At 55.1% G+C, this 25,698-nt stretch carries 25 protein-coding genes, 1 tRNA gene and 1 pseudogene; 15 read left to right on the top strand and 12 right to left on the bottom strand.

The genetic code is table 11. The features are described from left to right. Positions 1-88 precede the first annotated feature (88 nt). The 4 genes from QZR18_RS00795 to QZR18_RS00780 are packed head-to-tail and all read left to right on the top strand — an operon-like array spanning position 89 to position 3,525. Positions 89-1,078 carry a MoxR family ATPase gene (locus QZR18_RS00795; RefSeq protein ID WP_178704878.1) on the top strand — a complete coding sequence of 330 codons (990 nt, stop codon included), beginning with the start codon at positions 89-91 and terminating at the stop codon, positions 1,076-1,078. Then, complete coding sequence (locus QZR18_RS00790) at positions 1,075-2,043, top strand: DUF58 domain-containing protein (protein WP_178704875.1); 969 nt, start codon at positions 1,075-1,077, stop codon at positions 2,041-2,043. Before QZR18_RS00795 ends, QZR18_RS00790 begins: the two co-directional genes overlap by 4 nt. Continuing rightward, positions 2,033-2,515, top strand: a complete 483-nt coding sequence (locus tag QZR18_RS00785) for a hypothetical protein (protein WP_178704872.1) — start codon at positions 2,033-2,035, stop codon at positions 2,513-2,515. Before QZR18_RS00790 ends, QZR18_RS00785 begins: the two co-directional genes overlap by 11 nt. Next, positions 2,512-3,525 carry a VWA domain-containing protein gene (locus QZR18_RS00780; protein WP_178704869.1) on the top strand — a complete coding sequence of 338 codons (1,014 nt, stop codon included), beginning with the start codon at positions 2,512-2,514 and terminating at the stop codon, positions 3,523-3,525. The genes QZR18_RS00785 and QZR18_RS00780 overlap by 4 nt, the downstream gene beginning before the upstream one ends. A gap of 149 nt (positions 3,526-3,674) precedes the next feature. Here the strand turns inward: QZR18_RS00780 and QZR18_RS00775 are convergent, their stop codons facing one another. Beyond that, the gene (locus QZR18_RS00775) at positions 3,675-5,111 is read right to left on the bottom strand and encodes an LPXTG cell wall anchor domain-containing protein (protein ID WP_178704866.1); all 1,437 of its coding nucleotides are present in this window, start codon (positions 5,109-5,111) and stop codon (positions 3,675-3,677) included. 158 nt (positions 5,112-5,269) lie between these two features. On the opposite strand from QZR18_RS00775, the gene QZR18_RS00770 reads away from it, so the two are divergent. From QZR18_RS00770 to QZR18_RS00755, 4 genes are all read left to right on the top strand, one after another. Further along, positions 5,270-6,304, top strand: a complete 1,035-nt coding sequence (locus QZR18_RS00770; RefSeq protein ID WP_295910021.1) for a VWA domain-containing protein — start codon at positions 5,270-5,272, stop codon at positions 6,302-6,304. Then, the gene (locus QZR18_RS00765) at positions 6,294-7,310 is read left to right on the top strand and encodes a hypothetical protein (RefSeq protein WP_178704863.1); all 1,017 of its coding nucleotides are present in this window, start codon (positions 6,294-6,296) and stop codon (positions 7,308-7,310) included. Before QZR18_RS00770 ends, QZR18_RS00765 begins: the two co-directional genes overlap by 11 nt. Positions 7,311-7,413: 103 nt before the next feature. Continuing rightward, complete coding sequence (locus tag QZR18_RS00760) at positions 7,414-7,962, top strand: NADPH-dependent FMN reductase (RefSeq protein WP_178704860.1); 549 nt, start codon at positions 7,414-7,416, stop codon at positions 7,960-7,962. Between the two features lie 482 nt (positions 7,963-8,444). After that, positions 8,445-9,920, top strand: coding sequence for an LssY C-terminal domain-containing protein (locus tag QZR18_RS00755; RefSeq protein WP_178704857.1), 1,476 nt, complete (start codon positions 8,445-8,447; stop codon positions 9,918-9,920). Here QZR18_RS00755 and QZR18_RS00750 read toward each other — a convergent pair. Then, entirely contained in the window at positions 9,901-10,929 is a 1,029-nt protein-coding gene (locus QZR18_RS00750; protein WP_178704855.1) for a hypothetical protein, read from the bottom strand. The two genes, QZR18_RS00755 and QZR18_RS00750, sit on opposite strands and share 20 nt — an antisense overlap. Positions 10,930-11,033: 104 nt before the next feature. Between QZR18_RS00750 and QZR18_RS00745 the strand changes: the two genes are divergently transcribed. Next, positions 11,034-11,327: a DUF4235 domain-containing protein gene (locus tag QZR18_RS00745; protein WP_009408708.1), complete on the top strand. Its 294-nt coding sequence runs from the start codon at positions 11,034-11,036 to the stop codon at positions 11,325-11,327. Here the strand turns inward: QZR18_RS00745 and QZR18_RS00740 are convergent. Next, entirely contained in the window at positions 11,314-11,685 is a 372-nt protein-coding gene (locus tag QZR18_RS00740; RefSeq protein WP_178704852.1) for a sterol carrier family protein, read from the bottom strand. The two genes, QZR18_RS00745 and QZR18_RS00740, sit on opposite strands and share 14 nt — an antisense overlap. A gap of 78 nt (positions 11,686-11,763) precedes the next feature. Between QZR18_RS00740 and QZR18_RS00735 the strand changes: the two genes are divergently transcribed. Both QZR18_RS00735 and QZR18_RS00730 read left to right on the top strand, forming a co-directional pair. Next, positions 11,764-11,850, top strand: a tRNA-Ser gene (locus tag QZR18_RS00735). Positions 11,851-12,642: 792 nt separating this feature from the next. Continuing rightward, positions 12,643-12,906: a hypothetical protein gene (locus tag QZR18_RS00730; protein ID WP_178704850.1), complete on the top strand. Its 264-nt coding sequence runs from the start codon at positions 12,643-12,645 to the stop codon at positions 12,904-12,906. A gap of 372 nt (positions 12,907-13,278) precedes the next feature. Here the strand turns inward: QZR18_RS00730 and QZR18_RS00725 are convergent, their stop codons facing one another. The 3 genes from QZR18_RS00725 to QZR18_RS00715 form a co-directional block, all read right to left on the bottom strand. Then, positions 13,279-14,595, bottom strand: a complete 1,317-nt coding sequence (locus QZR18_RS00725; RefSeq protein WP_178704847.1) for a DUF4921 family protein — start codon at positions 14,593-14,595, stop codon at positions 13,279-13,281. Between the two features lie 50 nt (positions 14,596-14,645). Next, positions 14,646-15,059 (bottom strand): ACT domain-containing protein, encoded by a 414-nt coding sequence (locus QZR18_RS00720; RefSeq protein WP_178704844.1) that lies wholly within the window; start codon positions 15,057-15,059, stop codon positions 14,646-14,648. Between the two features lie 86 nt (positions 15,060-15,145). Next, complete coding sequence (locus QZR18_RS00715) at positions 15,146-15,991, bottom strand: aldo/keto reductase (RefSeq protein ID WP_178704841.1); 846 nt, start codon at positions 15,989-15,991, stop codon at positions 15,146-15,148. A 198-nt stretch (positions 15,992-16,189) separates the two neighbouring features. Between QZR18_RS00715 and QZR18_RS00710 the strand changes: the two genes are divergently transcribed. Beyond that, positions 16,190-16,924 carry a TetR/AcrR family transcriptional regulator gene (locus QZR18_RS00710; protein WP_178704838.1) on the top strand — a complete coding sequence of 245 codons (735 nt, stop codon included), beginning with the start codon at positions 16,190-16,192 and terminating at the stop codon, positions 16,922-16,924. A gap of 94 nt (positions 16,925-17,018) precedes the next feature. Here QZR18_RS00710 and QZR18_RS00705 read toward each other — a convergent pair whose 3' ends face one another. After that, complete coding sequence (locus QZR18_RS00705; protein ID WP_178704835.1) at positions 17,019-17,813, bottom strand: hypothetical protein; 795 nt, start codon at positions 17,811-17,813, stop codon at positions 17,019-17,021. Beyond that, positions 17,810-18,445 carry a DUF2510 domain-containing protein gene (locus QZR18_RS00700; protein WP_178704832.1) on the bottom strand — a complete coding sequence of 212 codons (636 nt, stop codon included), beginning with the start codon at positions 18,443-18,445 and terminating at the stop codon, positions 17,810-17,812. Before QZR18_RS00700 ends, QZR18_RS00705 begins: the two co-directional genes overlap by 4 nt. Positions 18,446-18,604: 159 nt before the next feature. On the opposite strand from QZR18_RS00700, the gene QZR18_RS00695 reads away from it, so the two are divergent. Further along, positions 18,605-20,173, top strand: coding sequence for an aspartate:alanine exchanger family transporter (locus tag QZR18_RS00695; protein WP_178704831.1), 1,569 nt, complete (start codon positions 18,605-18,607; stop codon positions 20,171-20,173). A 15-nt stretch (positions 20,174-20,188) separates the two neighbouring features. Further along, complete coding sequence (locus tag QZR18_RS00690; RefSeq protein WP_178704829.1) at positions 20,189-20,704, top strand: NUDIX domain-containing protein; 516 nt, start codon at positions 20,189-20,191, stop codon at positions 20,702-20,704. 118 nt (positions 20,705-20,822) lie between these two features. Here QZR18_RS00690 and QZR18_RS00685 read toward each other — a convergent pair whose 3' ends face one another. Continuing rightward, positions 20,823-22,133: a M18 family aminopeptidase gene (locus tag QZR18_RS00685; RefSeq protein WP_178704827.1), complete on the bottom strand. Its 1,311-nt coding sequence runs from the start codon at positions 22,131-22,133 to the stop codon at positions 20,823-20,825. A 261-nt stretch (positions 22,134-22,394) separates the two neighbouring features. Here QZR18_RS00685 and QZR18_RS00680 point away from each other — a divergent pair, with 261 nt between their 5' ends. Continuing rightward, the gene (locus QZR18_RS00680) at positions 22,395-22,853 is read left to right on the top strand and encodes a MarR family winged helix-turn-helix transcriptional regulator (RefSeq protein ID WP_009408723.1); all 459 of its coding nucleotides are present in this window, start codon (positions 22,395-22,397) and stop codon (positions 22,851-22,853) included. Positions 22,854-22,910: 57 nt separating this feature from the next. On the opposite strand, the pseudogene QZR18_RS00675 reads toward QZR18_RS00680, so the two are convergent. The 3 genes and pseudogenes from QZR18_RS00675 to QZR18_RS00665 all read right to left on the bottom strand — a co-directional run bounded on the left by QZR18_RS00675 (position 22,911) and on the right by QZR18_RS00665 (position 25,600). Beyond that, positions 22,911-23,358: pseudogene (locus QZR18_RS00675) on the bottom strand (GNAT family N-acetyltransferase). Between the two features lie 67 nt (positions 23,359-23,425). Continuing rightward, the gene (locus tag QZR18_RS00670) at positions 23,426-24,583 is read right to left on the bottom strand and encodes a bifunctional glycosyltransferase family 2/GtrA family protein (protein WP_178705906.1); all 1,158 of its coding nucleotides are present in this window, start codon (positions 24,581-24,583) and stop codon (positions 23,426-23,428) included. A 3-nt stretch (positions 24,584-24,586) separates the two neighbouring features. Continuing rightward, on the bottom strand, positions 24,587-25,600 hold the full coding sequence (locus QZR18_RS00665; protein ID WP_291459353.1) for a phosphodiester glycosidase family protein: 1,014 nt from the start codon (positions 25,598-25,600) through the stop codon (positions 24,587-24,589). Between the last annotated feature and the right edge of the window lie 98 nt (positions 25,601-25,698).

Here is a 25,698-nt window from a genome sequence, read left to right as displayed (position 1 = left end):
GGGAAAGACCGGTGACTCACGAACCTGAATGCGCTTCTAAAAAACAGTAAGATATTCGTAATTATTCAATGAGCCAGGAGTTTCCTGAATGTCCACTTATCTCACCGATGATGAGCTCAAACGCAGCAAAGAGCTCCTGGACCGTATCCAGAAGATCTTCTCAGAGCGCGTTGTCGGCCAAGAAAACCTTCGTGAAACCCTGATTGTTGGCCTGTTGGCTCAGGGACACATCCTGATGGAATCCGTCCCCGGTTTGGCAAAGACTACGGCCGCTCAAACGATTGCGCAGGCAATTTCGGGTTCTTTCCACCGCATCCAGTGCACCCCAGACCTGATGCCGAACGATATTGTTGGTACGCGTATTTGGAACCAGGCCGAAAATGAGATGACAACGGAACTGGGTCCTGTCCACGCCAATATCGTGCTTCTGGATGAAATCAACCGTTCATCGGCAAAAACCCAATCTGCCATGCTCGAGGCGATGCAGGAAGGACAGACCACCATCGGTGGAATTGTTTATCCGCTGCCCAAGCCTTTCATGGTGATGGCCACTCAGAACCCCATTGAAGAAGAAGGAACCTACGTGCTTCCCGAAGCGCAGATGGACCGCTTCTTGATGAAAGAAATCATCACCTACCCCAAGCCCTTGGAGGAGCTTGAGGTTCTTAACCGCATCGAAGCGGGGACTATGGACAAGCCCATCGATGCGCAGCCCATCTCCCTGGAAGACCTGACTTTCCTCCAGCAGATGACCAGACGCGTCTTCCTGCACGATACTTTGAAGGCGTACATCGTCGACATCATCAATACCACTCGTGGTATGGGCCCCAACCCGCTTCCCGGTTTCTCGCAGCATGTGCGAGTGGGCGCATCGCCTCGTGGCGGTATTGCTCTCATGCGCGTGAGCCAGGCTGTGGCGCTGATGGCCGGCCGCAACTACGTGATGCCTGATGACATTAAGAAGCTTCGTCACGCAATTCTTCGCCACCGCATCATTCGCACCTTCGATGCGATGGCCGATGAGATTTCAGTTGATGGCTTGATCGATGCCGTCTTCAACGCGGTAGCAGTACCGTGAGCCCAATCCTGAAGAAGGGGGTCGTTGAGGGCACGTCTCAGACTCTCGGTGACGTCGACCAGCATCAAAAAGCGCACGCGAATAACGCACAGCTGCGTGCGCTGGGCGGTCGAACTCAGCTCCCGATCTTGCGCAAGCTGCTCTCCTTGATGGAGGGCCAGCACTATTCTGCGCGTGCCGGGCAGGGCTGGGAATTTATGGATATGGCCGAATACAAGCCCGGCGATGATGTCAAAGATATCGACTGGGCGGCAACCGCTCGTGCTGGAAAGCCCATCGTTAAGCGGTTTGAAGCCAGTGCGAATGTTCAGGTCATGCTGGTTGTTGATACTGGACGCTCGATGAGTGCGCTTGCCCCTTCGGGCGAAAGTAAAGAAGCGGTCGCGCTGACGATTTGCCAGGTCGTCGCATGGCTTGCCTCTAGCCGCGGTGACCAGGTGGGTTTGGTGTCGGGCTGTCAAGGACGTATGCGACACATGCCCGCGCGATCGGGAAATGCGCATATCGAACTGATTTTGCGACGCCTCGAGGAAGATATTGACCTGCGCTCGCCCTCTTCGGATCTTGAAACCCTTCTTGCTCGCGTGCAGGCGGCAACCTACCGTCGCTCTCTCATCGTTTTGGTCACGGATGAAACGCATCCCCAGCCCACGCCTCGTGTACGGGAATTGCTCAAGCGCCTGAGCGTCCGCCACCGTTTGCTCATCATGCAGGTTGCAGATGCGGATCCGACGCAACTCCCCGCGGGCACTCGGATCGTGGATGTCGACGCTGGCCCGCTTCCCGACTTCCTTTTGGGGGATAGTCAGATTGCTGCCGAGGCCGCCGCGCGAGCCGACCAAAGTCGAACTGCAGTGCGTCAATTCCTTGAGATCCCTGGGATTACCCGCGTGAGTGTTTCGTCCAGCGATCAGGTTGTTCGTACGCTTCTCTCCGCGTTGGAAAGGGAAAGTCGTGTCCGGTGAATTACGCGAGGTTCTCAACTACCCGAACTGGATGTGGATTATTGGAGTCTTGCTTCTGGCTCTTGTCCTGGTGTGGGTAGGAGTGTGGCTGATCCGCTGGCTGCGCTCGAACCGCTTGCAGGAACAGAATCAGATCGCACTTATTCCCTTGGATGAGAAGCGTCGTCTGCGCTACCTGGGCTTTATTGACGAGGTCGAGGGTCGCTTGAACACGGGCGACTTGGATGACCGCGGGGTGCACTTGGCAGTCGCGGGTATTTTGCGTGCGCTGGGCACTGAACGTACCGGTCGTGATCTTGAGACTGCAACCGTGTCTGAGATTCGAAAACTCATTCCCACATGGCCTGATCTTGCGGATGCTCTTTCTGCCTGCGAGGACAGCTTTAAATCAGATTCCGAGGCCAATGGCAAAGAAACTCAGTTCGATCCCGCATTCGTCATGGATTACGCGCGGGAGGTGGTGAGGAAATGAGGTATGGGTACCTCATCGCCGTCGTCCTGGGTGTTATTGCTGTCGCTGCAGCTTTTGGCTGGTGGCGTATCGGTCTGCGGCTTCATGCGAGGGAACGTCGAGGCTGGGTTGCCAATACCGGTTACGTACGTGACTTACCGCGTTACCGTGCACTGATGCGCCGCACGCGTATGGCGGTTGCTGGTTTGCTTGCTGTTTTTTGTGCTGCTGCCGTATCGCTTTCTGTCGTCGCTGCAAACCCCGTTGACCGTCGAGTGGATGACCGTCGTCTGGCCTCGCGAGATATCGTTCTATGCTTGGATGCATCAGGTTCGATGCTGGAATATGACAGCGAAATCGGTGATGCCTTCAAGAGCCTTGTTGAGCACTTCAACGGCGAGCGTGTGTCTTTGTACCTGTGGAGTGGTCGTTCAGTTCGGAAGTTCCCGCTGACTGATGATTACACGATGGTGAACGACAACCTCGATACCTTGAGTTCGCTACTGAGGAATGGCGTCATTTCGAAGACCTCGAACGGATATCGCATCACCAATGATCTTGCCCGTTATCTTGAGGGAACTGATGATCCCGATGGGCAAGCAGCATCCCTTATCGGTGACGGTCTAGCATCTTGCGTGCTGGGTTTTGATCACACAGATCAAGAGCGCTCGCGGACGATTATTTTGGCCTCGGATAATGAAGTCAATGGTGAAGGCTTGTATACCCTCAAGGAAGCAATTGACTTTGCAAAGCGTCAGAAGGTTGAGGTTATCGGCCTCTACCCGGGTTCGACGCTGACCACCGAGGGCGAAGATATGAAGAACCAGGTTGAGTCAACCGGTGGCGAGTTCTATACGATGTCCAGCTCCGGCACAGTGGATTCGATTATTCAAAATATCGAGGCCCAGCAGAAGCGCGAGGTTGAGGGCGATGCTCGCGTCACGGTTACTGACCGCGTCAATACGCCCGTGGCCTGGCTAGCACTTGCCATCGTGGCCTTCCTTGGGCTTGTTGGTTTTGCCAAGCTCTGATGCCTAGGAAAGAGCTGGAGGGAGATCTTTTAGTAGGGCCGTAGCGACGTCGACAGGATTCAGTGAGAGCCCGCCTCGATTGCTTGTGAATACATTTGTGGGGCCGCAGCTGTTGCTGCGGCCCCACAATGATTTATTGCCTGAAGCGCTTAGGCCTTGCGACGCTTAGCTGCAAGAAGACCGGCAATCAGGGTCAGTCCTGCTGCGCCAAGGACCATTCCGCTTGTGGCGCCGGTGTGTGCCAGAGGGCCTGCCTTCTTCGGGTTTGCAGCCTTGGGGCTTGCTGGCTTACTGGGCTCCTGAGGCTTGTCGGGAGTGGGCTCAGTAGTTGCCGGAGTTGAAGGTGAGACCTCGCATCCGGGGATAGAACCAACCAGGGTGTGGAAGAAGACCATGGGCTTCGAAGTCGGGGTATCGAATGCCTTTTCGCCGGTCAGCACTGCGGTGACCTCAACGCTCAGTGAGGAGTTTTCTGGCATGTGTGCAACCGTGAAGGTGAGGGTCTTCTTATCGGCGCTCACGGTCGGGTTGGAAATTCCTGTTACCGACTGCGAGAAGCCATTGCTGACAAGAGCACCACCACCGGGGGTCAATGCAGAGGCGATCGAGGCCTCGTCAAAGGTTGCACCCTGGGGAGCGCTTACGGTCATCGTCGCATTGGTCAACTCGCGCTTGGTTGCAGCGTAGAAGCGCATACGACGTGTTGCGCCGGCGGCATCTGAGTATTGACGCGAAGGATCCCAGCCGTCGGCTCCGGCCTCGCCCCAAAGGGCGCCGGTTCCCTGCCAGCGATCGGAGTACTTTTCACGAAGGTCAATATCCTTCGAGTAGGGCGAGAAAGTCGTGCGTCCAACGACTCCGGCTTGGCACTGTCCGACAGTGAGTTCAGGCTCAGGAGTCGTCAGGCATGCGTTGCCATTCTCATCTGTTTCGCGCAGGCCGCGGAAGTGAGAGGTTGCCTCGTAGTGCTTCGTACGGTCACCGTTTCCGACGAATTCAACGATCGCAGCGTGGCCTTCCGGCAGGCCATTCGGGAAGGTCAGAGTCCAGATATTACGCGCTGCATCGGTTTGGGTTGCGGTGGGGACAATATCCCAATTGAGCTTGCGTGCCAGTGCACCGAAGGTTTGACGCTCCATGAACTCATCAAGCGTCATGTCCTTGACCTCGGTTCGCAGGTCACTCATCAGATGGACATCGGTCATGTCGTCGGGAAGATCTACAGTCAGGGTTGCGCCGGGAAGGATCCCATATTCGGCACCGATCGGGATGCGCCAGTATTGGATATCACTCACAGGGTTGAACCAGTGGTGGTTCTCAAGCACGGCCTTGCTGCCATAGTCGGGGTGGACGCTCTCCATGAAGCCGGAAGTTGAGTAAGGGCCCTTTCGGAGTCCGACCGGAATATTGTTCATGTTCCGATCGAGCATGGCGCGAGCGGTCCAGTCGACGACGCAGCCGGAGCTGCGATCGCCGTTGATTTGCCCGGGAACGCGTTCAACAGCCTGAGCATCAATGGCGGTAAAAGAGGAAAAAACGAGCGCCAGTCCGAGTGAACCGGCGGCAATGTTTCGGAGGGTTTTCATCTTGCCTCGATTATTCTTTGTGGTTTGTATCAGGACACCATGATACACAAATGAATTTAACGATGGATCGCTTCAGATGTCAAATAGCTTCCCTGAGAGGATGAATTTGAGATGGGCACTATACTTGCCAGTGTTTGATCCGATCCGCAGGAGGAATATTGTCGCTCTCCTTCCGACCCCTTATGTCGGTTGCAATCATCATTGTGATCATTGCAGCGTGCGCTTTCTTTTCCTGGTGGAGTGCTCGGCGTCATCGCCCCTTTAGAACATCGGATCTGGTGCGCAGAGGTGCTATCACCTGCGCACTGCTCTCCATCTTGATCGGGCCTTCAGTTCCCGGTGAAGCGCAAAAAGTGACGACCAATGTCGAGGTCTGGCTTGCGATTGACCGGACCGGTTCGATGGCCGCCGAGGATTGGGAAAGCGGAAAGACTCGTCTTCAAGGCGTGAGCCACGATGTTGAGCAGATCCTTCAAGCTGCTCCGGGTGCTCGCTATCGCATTATCACCTGGGATTCCGAGGCCGATACTGGGCTTCCCCTGACCTCTGACCTCGGTGCGGTCCGTTCCTTTGTTTCGACGCTGACCCAGGAAGTGAGTTCCTCTTCACGAGGTTCATCCCCGGACCGTCCCGCGCAATATATTGCGGAAGAAATGCAGGAGGCCGCAAACAAGCATCCTGAAAATACCCGCCTGCTTTTCGTATTCACCGATGGCGAGACCTCGAACAATTCCGCGTGGAGAAGTGCCGGCGGAGGCGACTCTCGGCAATGGGACAAGATCAAGCCCCTCCTGACGGGAGGCTTGGTCATCGGCTATGGAACTGAAGAGGGCGGGAAGATGAAGGTTGCCGCTCTGGGGAAGCAGAATGATAGTTCGAATCCTGAATACATCAAAGATTTTTCCCAGCCCGGAAACCCCGATGCAATTTCGAAGATTGATGTCAAGAAGCTCAATGAGATCGCTCAAAAACTTGGTATCGATATGGCTCGTTCGCCCAATGATTCTGCCATTAGCTCCGCAGCTTCATCTTCGGTTCAGAATGCTCGAAATATTGCGGATGCAAATGATACTATCCAAACTTCACGCTACGTTTTGTGGCCATCGGCCCTTGTTTTAACTGTGTTATTAGCTTGGGAGGCCGCTATTTTTGCGGGTCGTATCCACGCACTGAGGAGGACCCGTGCGATTTAAGCGCCGCAGCGATAAGGAACAACGTCCTACTGCTTTCTATCAGCCGCCAGCAGATGGTCAGGCTGCAGCTGATGCCCAAACTGGAGATGGTGTCCCCACTGCAACCCCGGCCTCGGCAAAGAGGAACGAGGCGGAGAAGCCGCGACGCAATGGGAAACTATTGCGTCCACTGTGGTGGTCGCTTCCCATCGTTGTGGTTGCCCTTGCTGTTGGAATTTATATGACCGCCCTGCCGGTGTGGGCATGGAATACGGGTCGCAGTGTGCGCGCGGGGAATAACGAGGGTGCCCTGAACTCCTATTCAAAGCAGATTTACTGGGGAGATCTTGGCCCTGCCAGCTGGGTTGCGCATTACAACGCGGGGACACAACATGTGAAGCTTGATCATCCTGACGAGGCCGTCGCTGAGTTGCGCATTGCTTGGGACCGAGTTCCGAAGGCGAAGCAGATTGAGGATGGTCGAATTGAGACCTATTCCTATGAATGCACCGTCAGAATGAATTTGGCGCTTGCTTTGGAAAAACAGGGCGATGCGGCGATGAATACGGATCGCGCGCGTGCTGCTGAAATTTATAAAGAAATGGGCGAGGTTGTGGCCCCCTGTCAATCCGCTGCCTCGACACAGAATCAGCAGAACCAGAATCAGCAGGGCGGCGGTGGCGGTGCCGATGCTGACAAGGCTCATGATCGTGCTCAGCAAAAGCAACAGCAGGCTCAGAAACAGGAAAATCAGGACAAAGACAAGGATAAAGACAAACAGAACCAGGATAAAGATCAGCAAAACAAGGATAAGGATAAGCAGAACCAGGATAAAGATCAGCAGAATCAAGATAACAAGGATAAGGACAAGCAAAACCAAGATAAGTCCAAGGATCCTTATCAGGGAGAGACCAAAGAGCAACGCGCGAAGCGTGAGGAGATGCAAAAGCGTCAGGAACAAACCGATCGCGAGGAGCGTCAGAACAAAGATCGTAAACGTGGAACCGGTGGTACTGGCGCCTGGTAAATCTTCTGTGATCTAGATCTTAGGTCGGAATAAACCGGAATCTGGGTGACGTTCATGCCTGCAGTGCTGCTCGAAAGCGGCTCCTGGAAGAAAGGCTTATCCCATGACTTACAAGGTCGCTTACATCATAGGTTCGCTGTCCTTGAACTCCATTAACCGCAAGTTGGTTGGTGCGATGATTGCCGATGCTCCGGCTGATCTGGAGTTTGTTGAGGCTGATTTCTCGAAGCTGCCGCTGTACAGCCCTGATTACGATGCGAACTATCCGCAGATTGCTACTGATTTCAAGAAGATCCTTGAAGATGCGGATGCCGTTCTGATTGCAACCCCTGAGTATGGCCGCTCGATTCCCGGTGGTCTGAAGAATGCTATCGACTGGTTTGGCCGTCCGTGGGGATCCAACCCCATCGGTGGTAAGCCGGTTTATGTTGTGGGCGCATCTAGGGGAGCGGTCGGTGCTGCTATTGGGCAGATCTCAACCCGTCAGGCGCTTGAGTTCTTCAACCCCTTGTTGATGACACAGCCCGAGGTGTACATGAAGATGTCGCATGAGGATATCGGCGAAGATGGTCGCTTTATTGATGCGGCAACTCAGGGATTTGTGAAGTCAGCTATTGAAAAATTTGCGGACTACATTCGTTCGTACGCCTGAGCACAGAGTTTGCTGAGTTGAACAACCTCCCAGTAGAGAGTGGGACTAAAGTCCTTTTTAAGGCTGGGGGGTGTTTAATTTGCGTGTCTCTCGTGCTGGCACTTTAGGTTTACGTAAAACGCACTACGCCGTTTTATTGTGGTAGACAAGGTTGTCACTTCTGTTCAAAGCCTTCGTATTCAAGGGAAAATTTCCAGAAGAACACAGAAGTGAAAACATCTGAATGGTTTCTCATCGGCGCTAACGTGAGGAACGGAGACGTAAAACACCCCCTGACATTCTGCGTTTCCAAGAGGGCGCCTGTTGAGTCTCTTTCCGGGCGCCCTCAATCTCTTCTCTTGAAGTCTCACGGTGAGGTTATCAGGTCAATAAGCCAGTGCTGTCGAGGTGCGCACGATGAGAATACAGACTCTCAGAAAAGCGGAAGGATGAGTCTTCTCAGACTAGGCTTATGGCCATACATACACGCGTGAGGAAGGGACATGAGCGAGAACCGCGTACCGGCCACTGTGTCGAGCGATGAAGGTGAAAACGCCTCCGCTCATTCGCGCTCGCGTCCCCGGAAGCCCCCTGTTTACCAGCGCGCCTCTGACAAACTCTCGTTTGCGCAGGATCGCGACTGGGGTTTCGACGATGTTGTCGATGCCTTGTTCTTTATCTTCTCTGGTGTGGCAACGCTATGGCTCGCCTATGTTTTCTTGGCGGGGTCAATCAAACTCAAACCTACCGCTATCGCGTGGTTCCTGATCTGTTGGGCAGTTACCGCTTACCTCGCACTTCCCAGAATTCATCAGTTGCTCACGTGGCTGTATGTTCCCGACTACTTTATCGGTCGAACCAGGACTGCTGATGGTCTCCTCGGTGACCCAGTGAACCTTGCTCTTGTCGGTAGCGAGATCGATATTCATGCTGCCATGACTGCGGCCGGATGGGTGCGCGCTGACCCGATCACTCCCCATACAGTTTTTCGAGTGATACGGGCCTTTGTCAGTCGTAAAAGCTACGAAGCTGCGCCGGTTTCAAACCTTCTGCTCTTTGGGCGTAAGCAGGACTTCGCCTACCAAAAAGGCGTTCCCGGTCGTTCTTCAGAACGTCATCACGTACGTTTTTGGCGTACGCCCGATGGATGGGTTCTTCCGGGTGGTCGTCGCGTTGAATGGCTCGCAGCGGGAACCTTTGATCGTGCTGTCGGATTGAGTCTTTTGACCTTCCAAATCACCCATAAGATCGACGCCGATATCGACATCGAGCGCAACTTCATTGTTGATGATGTCCTCTTCGCTAACCCCGCGGCAGAGCTTGAGATTCTTCCCGATTTCTTCAGCTCCTACCACGATAAAAATGGTGGTGGGGATCGCGTCATCACCGATGGTGACCTATACCTATTGGACGTTCAAGACGTTGAGCCCAATGATGATGATGCCCATGAAATGGCAGATGCCCATGATGTCGATTCTCAAGCACATCGCCAACGTCCGGTCCAGCTGGTTGTCGGCATGGTCCTGGTTGCGCTTATGTTCGCAACCGAGCTGTTCCAGACTTACCTAGTCCTTCAAAATCCGTGGAAGTACATTGCACTTAATGTCATCGGCATTGATGATGTCGCCAATGCGCAATTCTATATTTTGTCGATGAGGCTGATTGTCGCTCTTGTAACCGTGATTCTTCTTGTCATGGAGATCATTACTGCTGTCATGACGTGGAATGGGCATCCTCGTGCCCGGATTATTCTTCTGACGGCCCTGAGCGCCGACATTATTTTCGCTGCCGCAGACATTGCTAGTTCGGGCGCGACACACATTGTGTTGACGACGCTGATCCGTTCGTCTTTGGGAGTGCTTGCTCTATTGGCTCTTTCAGCGCGCGCATGCCACCAATGGGTCAGAGAGCGTAAGAAAGAACGACTTCAGGCAAAAGCAAAGGTTGCAGGCGTCCTGCCTACTTCACCGGCTTCATGAACCACGCGGCCTGCGAATCCTCGGGTACTCCATCGTTGTAGGCAAGTCCCGCATAGGCCGCAGCATTCTTCCCCAGCTGGGATTCGAGGAATGCTTGGAAGGAATGGGCAGCCTCGGAATTCGAAGACGACTGCGGGACTGCGGCTGAAACGGTTAAATCCACGCACGTCCCCGGGATAGCCTCAGCGCGGCTTTCAGTGCCAGTGTTGGAGGCTGCGGCAACCGCTAGGCGCGCATCCCAGATGAGGATCGGACGTTGGTGGGAGCCCTGAGCACTCGTCGCACCCGAAATGAGCGAAAGACGATCATCCGCAGGGGTAGCGGTCCACTGCCCCAGGGCCTCCGCTGCGGAGGGAATGATCGAATGCGCGTCGTTCAGGTTTTCTTTCCAGCCCTCGTAGTCCTCGCCGAGGGCTGAGGTGGCTTTCGTAGCGAACGCGGCGCCGGCCTCGGAATCCTGGGAAGGAATCGCGGTCAGAGGGGCGAAGTTTGCCGAAGAAAGATCCTTGAGTGAAGAGGGGAGCGCCTTGCTATTTGCAGAGAACCATGAGCGATCAGCCCACGCACATACAGGGTCATTGCCGATGGAGATTGCTGTCCCCAAAGCTGTGGCTTGTTTTGAATCGACACCAAAGATGACGTCGGCATTTTGCGAAGAATTCGGAGCGTACTCGCTCTGCTCAATGGTGTAACCACTGGCGGCCTCGAAAGCAGAGATGTAATCAGTGGGGAGGCGCCAGCCGGGTGTGTAAGCGATGCGTAGGGTTCCGCTTCCTCGTGGGATTCCGTCAGTATTGCCTGTGGCTGCACGGTTCTTCGTTGCCGAGGCCGAGAGCCCCTGAGCTGAAGACGTTGAGTCTGTGCGGAAGGGGTCATCCGTCCATTGGGCTCCCTGTGGGATGGAGGGAGAGCACGCACTGAGGGCTAGCGCGCCCAGGAGCGTGCTGGTAAGACGGCGCAGATGCACTGAGCGTTGGAGGGACGGAGAGGCGGTCTTGGTCTTTCGCACCGTACCAGTCTAAGCAATAGCGCATGGAAGGAGAGATATTCCCGCGGTCATAGGGCAAAATGTTGGTATCGAGTGTTCGATGCGATCTGATGCAAGGAGTCATCATGGAAAGCAGTCTCAGTCAGAAACTCATTACCGCAGGGCTGTCTATGGCCGTAGGTTTCGTGGCCGGGAAGGTTGCGGAGCTGGGCTGGAAGGCTGTGACAGGTCAGGCCGCACCTCAGGATGATGATGGTACGGCATCCTTGGTTTCAGTGGTAACCTTCGCCGCGGTCTCTGCAGCTATTGCGGCGGTTGCTCAGCGTGGAGTGGTGAACAAGACGAATAAGTGGTTTGCGCCGGTTGAAGCCGTGTCGCAGATCCTGTCGGATCTTGATCAGCCGGCTATCGCAAATTAGAAAATAGCGGAAGATAGGTGGACAGATCGGTGCGCTGTCCCGAGGCCTGAAGATCCCCGTGGGAGAGCGCGTCTTTCCAGTCCAGCATTCCGCATGCGAGTTTGAGCCAGGTTTCTGGCGACATTTCGATCACCGCCGGGGGAGTCCCTCGGCGGTGAGTTGTTCCTGGGAGGATCTGAGTGGCACCGGCCGGGGGAACGCGGAGTTCGACGGCTCGACCGGGGTGAAGCTCGGCAATTTCTTCAAGCGTGTAGCGTACGGCGGTGAAGAGAGTCTGTCGCGTAGCGTCTTCGGGGGCGCGATACCACGTGAGGAGTGCGGTGTGGCCTTCTGCTGGATCGATACGCCGTTTTGCCATGTCGTCAGTCTAGGTCGCTTCGTCTATGTTGGCGTGGAATTGCCCCATCCTGCCAGATCCGCTATTGTGGTGTGCCGAGGTAGCGTGTCCGAGCGGCCGAAGGTGCAGCACTCGAAATGCTGTGTGGTGTAACAGCCACCCAGGGTTCAAATCCCTGCGCTACCGCGTTTAGGCTTGTGGCCCCAACTGATGTTGGGGCCACAAGTTTTTTATTCGGCAGAACGTCCGCAGTGTTGTGAGTGCATGCAAAGCCTAGCTTTCCTGATAAAACTCTGTTACGCTCGACCTGTCGGGTTGGTACCCCCGCGAGCCTGAAATAAATGGCCAAGAGAAAGTGGAGGCTGAAGGCCCGACATTTGCATAAGGCGAGGGAAGCCAGCCAGCCCACCATTTACCCCGGGCAGGCCTCGGGTCTCTCGCCTTTGTCATGCCCGGCGAATTGCAGTGACGCTGAATCGGCTGTATTTCGAATGCGCGAGGTTGCGATGGCGCGAAATGCACTAGCTACAGTGTTATCTTGGGTGAGTTCTCTGAGCACACGTGGCACTTGTGACGATTCTTGTTTTCCCCGCACGCACGGGGATGAGCCCAACGCAGGCGGTGATTGACCACAATCTATACGCGACAACAAAAGCAAACGGGAAGTGTACGGGCGGACACTCATACAGGCAAGCAGAACGCGAAATGAGGCCAGGACAAATCTCCTTCCCAAGAACCTGGAGCAACACCGACATTATCAGGGCCGCGTTTCTAACAATTACCAATCCGACGTCTCTTAGGATTACGCAACAAGGGTGCCGAATTTACGCATACAGCACAGTTAATGGAGCGGGCAAATAAGCGTGAGAGGTAAACACGCGACAAAGGGCGCAACAATCACTACACATCCCGTTGGAGGCGTAGGCGCACTTCGCGTATCAAATGGTAAATTGACACCAGTTGAGTGAGGGAGTGATCATGACTGAAGCAATGTATACGGTCGAAGACCTTATCAAATATGCAGACAGCATCCTTCCTATTCCCGTTCTCGAAGATGAGGAGAGTAAGTTTCTTCTTGAAATAGCCGAGGACGAATCGCTCACGATGAAAATTATCGGAGACCTCACTATTTACGGAGCAGACATTCCGGAAAATCTAATCGACGGCCTTGTAAGGGGGTACAACGAAGAATTGATCCGGGAGTACTGGGAGGACTGCCTGTACGACAGGCAGCACGCCTAATTCTCCCTCTTCATTTTCCCCGCACGCGCGGGGCTACAAATCAATGTTGCCTCACTGCTGCTTGCTACCCAAACAATTTCCACGCGGTTTCTTGAAGTGCGTACAGCGCAAGCCAAGTCTAGCTTTCCTGATAAATCCCTGTTAAGCTCGACCTGTCGGGTTGGTACCCTCCGCCAGGCTTGAAATAACAGCACGATTCAACGCGGGGGCTGAAGGCCCGACATTTGCATAAGGCGAGGGAAGCCAGCCAGCCCACCGTTTTTTCGGGCAGGCCTCGGGTCTCTCGCCTTTGTCATGCCCGAAAAGCCGGGAACTCGATCATCTTGCCCGCGCGCAAACAGTAAACGAACGACGGCAAACCGCCTAAAACCCTTACCTCAGCAACAGCGGTGTGACCTTGCATTCTTCACCCAGCTTCATCTGCGCGATTGAACATTCATCCCGCATAACAACCAAGCGTTCCAGCATCCGCTGGTGCACAGTCCAGGGATCAATCGTATTGAGGTAGATCCTTGTCCCGCCCTCAAAACCGGCGATCGTTGAAATCCTCCACTTGATCAAAATCCTCATGCGCATAGGAATCGATGAACTCGGAGGCCGGTAGTACCACTCTTCGTTACACGGAACCTCTGCACCCGTCGCCGCGTGCATGGCGTGCACAAGGTCACTGATGCCTCGCAATTGCTCGGGGGAGTACTCCCAAGGCTCAGCCGGCGCGTGAAGCGGCCAAATCGCCAAGGAAGGATAGCGATGCCCAAACCCAGCCATTGCCACGGCGTGATCGTTTTGTGCCAAAATCAGCCCACGGGTCACAGCAATCTTCAAGAGTTCGTCATAAATCCCCGGATAGGTGCGCACGCGCTCAATCTCATCATGCGTCTGCGTCGAGAACTCATCAATTGCCACAAGCTGCTTATGCAGGTGATCAAAAGACGCACCCGCAGGCTTGAGCCAGTTCTGGAAAGCCACCACGTACTTCACTGCCGGATCCAAGTCGTACAGATCCCGCATCGCCCGCACGGTCATCGACATGTACTGGAAGTGTTCCTCGGGCGTAAGCGTCCCAGCCGAAGCTAACTGGGATGTATCCTTCGCTCCATCAACGTAGTGACGTCGCCCGATAATCAGATCATGCCCGCCGGAAAAGAACCCATTCGCTTGGCTGAGTTTTTCAGAATCCGAAAGGGCGGCGAACTTTTCTTCGCTCCCGCCCGAGGCCATGAAGCGTGCGCGCACCACGCGCATCACGTGGTCGTACCCCTGTGGCGAGGCCAGGTATTCCGCCATCCTACGCCTCTCGGCCTCGGAAGGAACATGACCGTGGTTGAGGTGCCAATAGTTGTACGAAACGATCTCAAAAAGATTGGGAATTCGCCGAAACTCCGCAACCGTATCCCCAAGTTTCTCTGCGCCGAGGCCGTGGAGAGTTTCCCATTCCCCTGCGTGTGTGCGGATCACACGGGCCTTCTCCGGTGGAGTCTCAAGATAGCGCGCCGAGCAGAATGCACAATGATGCCCGTCGGCATCGTGATCAATCAGGGGCGGCGTGGAACCGGGACGAGTCAGGGGACGATGAGCTCGACCGGGAACCGTCCACACTTCAGTTCCGGTCAGAAGATTTCGCTGTTTCACCGTGCCGTCGGCTAGACGGAGGATTGCCTCATCGCTTCCCGTGGGTAGTACAGCCATGCTTCTACTTTATTCCGAATGCCCTTCCGCGTCTGATGAACAGGAAAATTTCAGGCGGGTAGCCAGCCCTTTGCTCGCCTTCCCAGATCTTCGAGAAGAGCCGTTGCCTCCTGAGCGCGATCAGGCTGGACAAAGAGGTGATCGTGGCGGCGACTGGCAATGAAATTCGCAGTAATTGAACGCGCAGCAAGGATCTGAGCGATCGATGCTGTGATTCCGATTGCAGCCAGTTCGGTCGATGAACCCAGGTCGATTCGCGTGTACAGCTCATCGGGGTTGATTCCTGCTTCACGAGCGGTGTCTTCCTCGACAACCACAGTGTAGGAATCTTCGTCGCGGATCAGTGCAAAAATGTCGACATTCTGGGGGATTTCGTCAACCAAGGAAAATACGTAAGTTCCGCTGGGTGTGGGATCAAGAGAAGCGAGGACGCGATCAAGATCCGTCGAAGATGCATGTGTCATAGCTTCACGATAGCCCAGCGGTACCCACAAAATACGGCCCTGTCTCACATCGAAAAACGATATAAGTTGCGCCTGAAGCGAAAGTTTTACATCCGGTCCATAACATCGGGGTGCTTACCGGTGCGCCCCGCTTCTCCGCGGTCCAATGCATCGATTCGAGCCATTTGCTCCGCACTCAACTCGAAGCCGGAAATATCAAGGTTTTCTGCCCGGCGCTCATGCGACGAAGCCTTGGGGAAGACAACGTCTCCTCGCTGAAGTGCCCATCGCAAAACCACCTGAGATTCACGTGCACCGACCTCGCGCGCAATCTCAGCAATGCTTGGTTCTCCTAGGACAGTGCCTCGGGCCAAGGGAGCCCAGGCCTCGGTAATAATTCCGTGCTCGGCGTTAAAACGGTGAAGCTCGCGGTTTGCGAAGTAGGGATGAGACTCGATTTGGTTAACGGCAGGCGCAATGCGTCCCTGCTCAAGGATTGGGGCAAGGTGATGGGCCTCGAAATTAGAGACCCCGATAGAGTGCACCAGGCCTTCATCGACAAAGCTTTCCATTGCGCGCCAGGTGGGCATGATGTCACCTCCGTAAAACATCGGAAGCGGCCAGTGGATCAAGAACAGATCCAGATAGTCCAGCTGCAAGTCCTCCAGTGAGCGCTGTAGGCTCTCGCGGGCAACATCAGGCTCGTGATTGGGGTTATTGAGCTTAGAAGTGACGAAGATCTCTTTGCGTGCGATAGGAGCATCGGCTAGGGCGCGGCCCACCTCGGCCTCGTTCCCATACATCTGTGCCGTATCGATATGGCGGTACCCCAACTCGAGTGCATTACGAACACCGTCATAGGCATCTTGGCCGGTCAGTTTGTAGGTCCCAAAGCCAAATTGAGGAATAGAAGCGCCCGAATTTAGAGGGAGGAGCGCAATTGAGTGACCCATAAAAACTCCGATACAAAAATGAATAAAATGCCAAAAAACTATGCCCTGAAACACATGATATGTCCCCGTGGCGGCGCTGGGACTTTCGTAGCTTCAAATTTGGGCCTTAAAGCGTGAAAATCCTTTATTTTCCGCGTGTGTCAGCAGGAAAAGCTCGTTAGACTTTTGGACGTAGTTAGATATACCGCGGAGGTGGCTGTGGTTAAGAAGCGTGCAGAAGGCGAAAGCAGAGCGCGAGCGAATACGCGTTCACGCCTAGTTGACGCCGCCATTGAAATTCTGGTGGAGCGAGGTTTCGCAGGGACCAAGATTGACGAGGTCGTGGCCCGCGCCGGATTCACCCGTGGTGCCTTCTATTCGAATTATTCGAATATGGATGAGCTGTTGGAAGATGCATTTATTGCATACTCAACGCGGCTATTAACAGAAATGACGCAGGCCTTTGATTCAATCGAAGGGCCGCTCACTCTAGAACGCATTGTTGATACCCTCGACAGTCTTTCCGCACAGGGGCGCACGGTGTATATCCTCCTGATGGAATACCGTCTATATCAAATGCGTCACCCTGATGCTGATGGAATTCCTGGAAATCAGCGCAATGAGCTTGCTGATTTCGTGACCCAGATGCTCGAATCCGCTTTGGATCGTATGGGACGCCGCGCACTATTGCCAACCAACATCATGGGAGAGATCCTCTCGATCTTCTACCTCGAGGCTCTAGGTAGCGTCAATGACTCTGCCGAAGCCAATCAAATGCCGATCCGAAAGATCATCGACGTGATCGTCTTTGGATTCTCAATCCCCAAGGACAGTGTGCAGCCAGTCGCTCAGGGACTTGAGGGTACTGACCGTGAGCAGTTCCTTGCCGAGGCCGTGGACCCTTCGCGTGAAAAGCTGATTCCCTTGGTTCGCCAAGCGCTTGCAAATAGCTGAGGAAGCAGCTCAAAAAAGCTGAGGTAATACAACTTGAGGGGGTACGCTACGGTTCGTACCCCCTCAAGCTATAACTGCCGAAGCATCAAGCGTTCTACTTCAGATCGCTTGGCCACCACTGCAGGTTTGTGACTCGGCAGGTGAGTGCTCGACCGGGAAGGTCTGCCTCGCTGTTCCAGTCTTTCGAACCGCCCGGAGTGACATCAGGGACCTTGACAATGCTCGTTGCAGTATCGGTTGTACCCTCAAGGGTGTAGGTGATCGTTAAAGTGAGATCGGCCTTCGTCTTTGTCTTTTGAGCAAATTCTGGGCCCTTGAATTGATCGATCTTTCCGCTGAGACGAACGTGGTTGCCATCCGTTTCGCACTTGATCGTCCCGTTTTCGGTGCGTGCGCTCACGCGTGAGTAATCCAGAGAAGCGGTCAGTGCTTTGTACTTTTCGCCGCAGACGTTTCGAACGCTCTTTTCATCGGGGTCGATCATCTTCAGCTGCTTGAGGAGCTGGTCGATCTTCTCTCGAGTGCCTGTTGAGTCAGCGTTCACGGAATCGCACCAGGGCTTAACCTGCTTCTGCGCGAGCTTCGTCTGTGCCTCGTCGACCTGTTCCTGGAGGGTCTGCGCCTGCTGTTCCAACTGCGCAGATTCATTCTCCAACGAGTGGTACCTGTTCAAAGCGACCATATTCTGCGTGAAAGTCACTAATGCAAAGATCAATGACGCGGCACAGATGATTGCGGTAATCAGGAATAAACGCTTCGACGAACCGGTCTTGGGTGCAGCTGCCTTCTGCTGTCCTGTTTCAGCGTGGCTTTCCTCTGTCGCGGCTTGGGCTTGGGTGGCGTCTGCTACCTGTCCCTGATTCGGAATTTGGGGTCCGTTCGTGCTCACTTGCCTGCCTCCCCGAGCTGCTTATTCAACGTATCGACTTGCTTTTGCAATTCGCTGATGGACTGACGTGCTGGCTGAAGTTCTACATTGACCGTGTTGGCACGCGCATTATTACGTGACGCTGCGCCAAGGAAAAGGAAGCCAAGCACTATGAAAAGAACGCTCAGGACAGTAAAGACGACGGCCCAGGTCTTCTGCTTATTGCGGGGTTTCTTCGGAGCTTTAGGCTTCTTCGGCATTGCGGGAGCCATTGGAGAAGCGGGGAAGGCTGATCCCGTCGTCGGAGCGCCCGTGTAACTTGCGGGACGCGGAGGGAATCCTGGCGTGGCAGCAGGTGCATTCTGTGTGGATTGCTGGCTTGGATATGTGCCTGGAGTTCCTCCCTGAACGGGGGGATAGCCACCCTGTTGTGCCTGGTAGTGCGCCTGAGCAGAGCCACTATTTGCTGCAAGAGGACTTTGGGGAACAGCGCTGTACGAGGACGAAGTTGTCGTTATCGGACGCTGGGGCGCTGATGCCTGTGTGGCGCCCTGAGCTACCTGGGTGTTATTCGTCCACTGCGTCCCATCCCACCACCGCAATTGTGAGGGATTTGAGGGATCGCTGTACCAACCCGCTTGGGGATTTGTCATGGAGGGATCCTTCCGTATACGTCCTTTTATTGAACGGTAACATGCTGGACGCTGTCTGTAAGGACTCTGGATGCAGTGTGATTGGATACGTGGGTGTATTCACAGTCCACGCCCATTGTGCGCCTCTCTTTTACGCATTTGACCACTACCCTTAGAGCTATGGCCCAATTCCTCGCACAGAACCATCTTTTGACGATTTTCCTGGTTGTCGGACTGGGCGCTGTTCTCGGCGCGATCCGCTTTGGGCCGCTGCGTTTCGGTGCAGCCGGTGCACTGTTTGTGGGCTTGCTTGTCTCGGCTTATTCGCCGCAAGCCGGTCAGGGAACTGCGATCATCCAACAGATCGGCCTGGCATTCTTCGTTTACACCGTTGGTATTGCCGCTGGTTCTACCTTCTTCTCCGATCTTCGTAAACAGACATCACTTTTAGGGTCGGCCACGATCATCTGTGTTGTCGGCGCAGTCGTGGCCACGATCGGAGGCCACTTCTTGGGACTGGGCAAAGGCCTCGTCACCGGGCTTTACACTGGTGCGCTGACCGCCGCACCTGCGTTGGATGCAGCGACGCGAGTCAGCGGTGACCCTCAGGCAGCAGTTGGCTATGCCTTTGGCTACCCCATCGGTGTGATTGTCGGAATCATTGTCGTCACCATGACGGTGACGCGAAAGTGGCTGGGGGAGAAGGACACGCCATCGCTTGCGGGCGCTGGCCTCGACGCCGTTACTGTTCGGGTGGACCGCCCGGTCTTCACGCGAAAGATTCTCGCTTGGCGCGAGGGACGCGTACGTATGTCCTACCTTCAGCGTGAAGGCCGCACCCGCGTCTTGATTCCCGGTGAAGAACTTCGCGCTGGCGACCTTGTTGTTCTTGTCGGTGGGACTTCCGCCATTGCCGAGGTCGTCGAGCAGTTGGGAACGCAGGTTTCCGACCACTTGGCTGATGACCGCTCCGATGTTGCCTTTGAGCGAATCGTTGTGTCGAGTCCCGATGTTGCGGGACGAGCGATCGTTGAGCTCAATCTGGCAACTCGTTTCGGTGCGACCATTACCCGAGTGCGTCGTGGTGATCTTGACCTGCTGGCACGTGATGATCTCAAGCTCAATCTGGGTGATCATGCGGCAGTCGTTGTTCCGCAGGAAGAGCTTGATAACGTTCAGAGCTTCTTGGGCGACTCGGAGCGTCGGGTCAGCGAAGTTGATGGAATGGCTTTTGGTATCGGTATGGTTTTGGGCATGGCCTTGGGCGCGATCCCCTTCCCGATGTTTGGTGGGGCAACCTTCCAACTGGGATCTGCGGCTGGACCCTTGATTGTCGGAATGCTGCTGGGGGCGCTTCGTCGAACCGGGCCTCTGGTATGGACGCTTCCCGCCTCAGCGAATATCACCATTCGCTCCGTAGGGCTGATGCTCTTCCTAGCGGCTTTGGGCTTAAACGCGGGACCGGCACTTGTTGATCTTCTGCTGCGTCCAGAGGGCTGGAAGGCTGCGATACTAGCGACGATTATCGTTGTGGTGTGCTGCGGTGCTCAGGCAATCGCCGGCCGATATCTGGGATTGTCTGCACCGCGAACCGCGGGTGCTGTTGCCGGCTTCTTGGGACAGCCAGCGGTCTTGCAAGCGGCAGATGCGCGTGTTGCTGATGAACGTATCGAGGCCGCGTACGCGACATTGTTCGCCTTTGCGATCATCGTCAAGATTTTCTTGGTGCCATTTATTTGGACACTGTGAGCACAGGAGTAACGTATGGCAACACCGGATTTTGTTCTGGAATTACGTCGACACGTGGGGCACTCTATGCTGTGGCTTTCGGGCTGCACCGCTGTCGTCTTACGAGGCCGTGGTGGGGCTGCGCTTAATTGGCGCTCTCCCATCGACCCGGCTTCTGTTGAGGTGCTGGTTGTTCAGCGCTCCGATAATCATGCGTGGACACCGGTAACGGGAATTATCGATCCGGGTGAAGAGCCGGCTCAGGCCGCATGTCGAGAGATCCTCGAAGAGACTGCATGTCAGGCGCGAGCCATGCGCTTGCTCAGTGTTGAGGTTGTTGGCCCGGTTACCTACGAAAATGGTGATCAGACGACTTACCTTGACGTTGCTTTTGCGTGTGAATGGCTCAGTGGGGATCCTTTCCCGGCAGATGGTGAGAACACTCAAGCGATGTTCGTTCCGGGGGATCAGATCCCGCAGATGAATGATCGATTCACTCGGACTATTGCACGGGCATTCAGCGGTGAGCAGGCGGCTGATTTTCAGCGCTAATCGCCACATGTCCTGTAACAAGCCTTAGGTGGAAGTCGGGGGGCCGGGGAGTTTGTGAACTCCCCGGCCCCCGACGGCCGTAAATACGTGCGGCCTTGTCTGTTCAGAGCGTATCCGCTCAGGCACCTAGCCAGTAGGCCGCCAGAACCTTACGCAGTCCCAGAAGGTCTGCAACATGGCTCATTTCGCGAGCCGAGTGCATAGAGAGCAGGCCAACGCCCACATCCACTGTTTCAATACCCAGTCGGGTTGCGGTGATCGGTCCAATTGTTGTTCCACATGGCGATGCATTATTCGACACGAAGTTCTGTGTTGGAACCCCTGCCGCATCACAGGCACGCTTCCATAGAGCCATTCCAACCCCATTGGTTGCGTAGCGTTGCTTGGCATTGATCTTGAGGATGGGGCCTCGGCCCATGACCGGGTGGTGTGAAGGGTCATGAACTTCGGGGTAGTTCGGGTGAATCGAGTGCGCAGCATCGGCACTCACGCAGGTTGAGGAGGCGATCATTCGTGCGTAACCATCTTCGTCGCGTCCCAAGGCGAAAGCGGTGCGACGCAGAACGTCTTCCAGAATTGGGCCAGCTGCACCCGTGCGAGACTCTGAACCGACCTCTTCGTGGTCGAAGCATGAGAAAACGAGGATGTCACCGTCTGAGGGGAGTCCCTGGCGAGCGAGGTCTTCAAGTGCGCAGAGTCCGGGGTGAACCGATGAGAGATTGTCCTGGCGTCCCGAAGCAACGAATTGCGAATCCTCGCCGAAGGTGACAGGTCCCTGCGAAGGGATGCAGATCAGATCGAAAGAGACCACGTCATCTGCGTTATCCAAGCCTGCGGCCTGTGCGATGGTATCCATGAGCGATGCATCGGGAGTGTCGACCGTCCATACCGGGTGCAGGTGTTTTTGGGGATCGAGGTGCAGAGAATCATTAACCCCGCGGTTGAGGTGGATTGCTAGCTGAGGGATGCGGGCCAGTGGAGCGGTACGAACCAGGATTTCTTCTCCCGAGGCCAAAATCAGTCGGCCTGCAATGCTCAGTTCGCGGTCCAGCCAGGAATTCATGATCATTCCGCCGTAGACCTCGACCTCGATTTGTCCCCAGCCATCAGCCGTTGTTGTCTGAGGTGAGGGCTTGAGGGTGAAAGCAGGAGAATCCGTGTGTGCCCCAACGATCCTGAAACCAGCGGTGTCGCTGATATTTTCGGGAACTACCCATGCCATGACGGCGCCTCCACGAACCAACATGTGTCCGCCGGGAGTCGCATCCCATGCTGCTGTTTCGTCTTGGCGACTGAAACCGAGGTTTTCCAAGCGCTGCGCAACGAGATGTGCAGCGTGGTAGGGGCTGGGAGAGTCTGCAAGGAAGTGGACATAGTCCAAAGTGTTTGCGTCGAGTTCGGGATGATCCGATTCAAGTCGTGGTGTCATGCATCCATCCTACGCTGCACGTTTCATTCACGAAGATGTGCTCATTTGTGCAGGACGTAAAAAGCGATCATCTTGATCATTTGACCCACTAGCTCACGAAGCGTGAGCTGACAGTCATTCAACTTTGAACAGCGTGGTGGATGATTTTGTTGTCAGATCGTATCAGTTCGTATTAATTCGGTGAAAATCTGTCCGGTTTATTTGGGCATTTACGCAGGTCAGAGGGTAGTTTTATTGTTGCTAAACTGATAAATTAAAAGGGTGATTACACAAAGCAATGAGACTCTCCTCGATGAGAGCGAATCTGAGCTTTGGCACGCGTGGAGTTCTGTTACACGTGCTGTTCAAAGCACGTTAGGTTCGGAAATTAGTAAAAGTGCACCTCTTGCTCTGATTGAGTTTGAGATGCTTGATGAGCTTGCCAACGGTGAGCAGCCCATGCGTTCTGGCGAGCTGGGTGCGCTGGTCTCCTTGACGCGTTCGGGAACTAGTCGTGCAATCTCTCGCCTTGCGGCGAAGGGATTCATTACCAAAGAAGGATCGTCAACGGATCGACGTTCTGTGCTTGTGTGCATTACCCCTGAAGGGCGTCAGGCCTATGAGGCCGCAAATGGCGTCTTCGCAAGCGCGGTGCGCAACGGACTTCTTGGCGCGGTAGAAGGCGATGATCGCGATACCCTGCTCAGAATCCTCAACGTCATCTCAGATACGCTTCTTTAAACAGAAAAGGTGGGACAGCGATTGCTGTCCCACCTCCCACATACGGGTCCTACGGGGTCAGAAAGACTTCCTGTAGACGTTGGTTTCGCGCTGAAGGAAACAAACCCCCCCCCCGACGGTAGAGGCGGTTCGCCGCCTCTCGCGTCGGCCGAGATGTGAGATCGACTGTTTTAGCTCCCAGCTCCCGAGCGCGCTCAACCGCGGTATCGAGAAGGCTCTGTCCCACGCCTTGACCGCGTGCGGCCTGATCGGTAACGACATCTTCGATCCATGCTCGGCGGCCAGTCGGAATATCAAAAACAACCAGTGAGAGCATCCCCAAAATCCGCTCATCCTCATCGAGCGCGCACACCAAGTGCAAGCAGTCCTGAGCCAGAAGCTGCTGGATTTGTTCGAGCGACAAAGGCTGTGCGGAAGAGGAAAGCTGCGGAAGAAGACGGTCAAAGGCCTCGTGAACCTTTTCGATCGTCGATGAGTCACATTCGCTGAGGATCTCGATACGCATGGGTGCTCCTTGTTAATGCGTTATACAGGCCATAAGTATGCCACTGAGGATAGTTATTATCCGATGCTCACGAGGCCCGACTCAAGGGGACACTAGAGTGCCGAGCGTTTAGGCCTCGTGGATTCAGTGAACGGATGGTAGAGATGGACGGTGCCGCGGGCGTGGGCAGTACTGGTTTAACCGGCGTATTTCCTGCTTGCTTGCTCAGCTGTGCGGGTGCGAAGACATAGCGGCTTTGCGCCGAGTAAGAAACCAGATACATGGTCGTGTCAGCAATGATCTTCGCGATCCACAGTGGCATCCCGATTCCCGTCAATACAGCAAGCATGGTGTACGACCCTGCAACCACTGCGACGGCAAGTGCGGCATAACGGAGGGCACTGCGACGCAACGGCACTCCCGTGGCCTCGAAAACGCGGCGGTTCATTGCGAAATTCACTGAAGCGCTCACCAGGCGAGCAGCAACAACCGGGAAGAAGAGAGCTCCAGTGAGGGAATTCAGGAGAAGGACCAGCACGTAGTCGATAACGGTTGCAACACCAGAAGAGGCAGCGAACTTCAACAGAGGTGCCCAAATTCGAGCTGAATCTTGCAAGGGACGGAAGTGAGAAGTCGGATTTCCGGCCTCGTAAATCGTCTCAATTGAGATTTGGGTGACCGGCTGACGGAACTTCGCCAAGTGCAAAAGGACGCGGAGCTCGTACTCGTAACGATCCCCCTGGACCTCGAGCAGCGCGGGAAGCAAGGCGAGCGGGAATGCGCGTAATCCGGTTTGCGTATCCTTGAGCTTCCAGCCCGTTGCTAGCCAGAACAGGGCTGAAGTCGCGGTGTTGCCGATCCGGGAACGAGCGGGGACATGCCCAACGAATTCGCGAACTCCCAGCACGCTTGTGCCGGTATCTGTGCAGGTCCGACCAACGCGGAAAATGTCAGTGAGCGTGTGCTGCCCATCCGCATCGGCGGTCACCACGCATTCCTGCGGGTTGCTTGCACTATCAAGGATCCAGGTGAAACCTTCTCGAAGCGCGTAGCCCTTACCGCGGTTGTTCTCATAGGAGATCACGTGCGCACCGGCGGTGGCTGCGGCCTCGAAAATATCACTGAACTTCTGGCCTGAACCTTCGTCAACGACAACGATCTTCGTTGCAGGATCTGCGCGATGCAGTTCAAGGATGAGACGCGGCAATCGTGCGTCCGGTTGGTAAGCGGGGATTAACACATACATCGCTCATGCTCCCTTCGTGATGTAGATGATGTCGGAGGTAGCGCGTTCGCCACCATTAGAGGGGCTATTGACAACCTGGCCGTTGAACCACATTTCAGATGAGCCGCCGCCGTCGAGGTTGTATGCGGTCTTTGCGCCCAGGCTCTGCATGATTTCGGCCAGGCCGCTCATGGTCACGCCGCTTGAAGTTCGAGAACGTCCATCAACAACGACGAAGACAAAGTGGTTGTCGTCGATAATGCCGATCGCGGTTCGCGGTTGTTTGCCCTGGATGGAGTGGTTACCGAAGTTGGTGTCAATCTCCAGGTTGTCGATTCCGCTGATGATCTGGCCGTCCTGCAAAAGAGCCGGACCGAAGGAGAGGGTTTGCCACACGCCCTCGTTGACCAGGGTCTGTGCGTTGGTCTGAGTTTCGTCGTAGACCTTCATCGTGCCGTCCTTGTAGATGGCCAGACCCTGACGAGCTCCGCTGTCGCGGTAGATTGTCCCGTTTCGGATCACAATTCCAGTCGAGCGGAAACCGTAGTAGTCGCCGTTAATGGCAAAGACGGCGTTGTTATCCGTAGCAATCGAGGAGACAAGGTCCGTGATGTTTGCGCCAAACTGATCGTTTGCGAAAGCGGAACGAAGTGCAGTCGCATCGGAGAGTTGGACATCGGCGACGTAATAGGTGACGCCGTTATCCTGGACCTGCTTGACGGAAATCTTGGTGTTTCCGTTCGTGTAGGTGTCCGAGGTCGTGGTCGCGGTATCGGTATTCAAGGAAGTGGTCTGCGCGTTGCCCTGCGAGGCCTCGTAAGAAGAAGCGCTGGTGACTTCAACGTGGTCGATCACGTAGCGGTTGAGAGCCCAAGCAGTGGTGCCACCCAAAGCCAGTGTGATCGCAGTTGCGCCCGCAATGATTCCGTTGCGCAGACCTTTGCGGCGGCGCTTTGTGGGGCGTGTGGGTGCAAGATCATCGGCCGAAGGAGCGGCCGGCTGGGGAAGGTTGTTCGTGTTCATGGCTACAGAATCCACTGGCGGATTCTGTAGGGATTAAGGACAAGCTGTGTGTGACCTGTGGAGGTTTGGCGTAAAAAGTGATCCCGCGGAAGGTTATTCCGCGGGATCACAGT

The organism is uncultured Actinomyces sp. (genome assembly GCA_900541895.1).
Classification (GTDB): domain Bacteria; phylum Actinomycetota; class Actinomycetes; order Actinomycetales; family Actinomycetaceae; genus Pauljensenia.
This window is presented reverse-complemented; position numbering and strand designations above follow the sequence as displayed.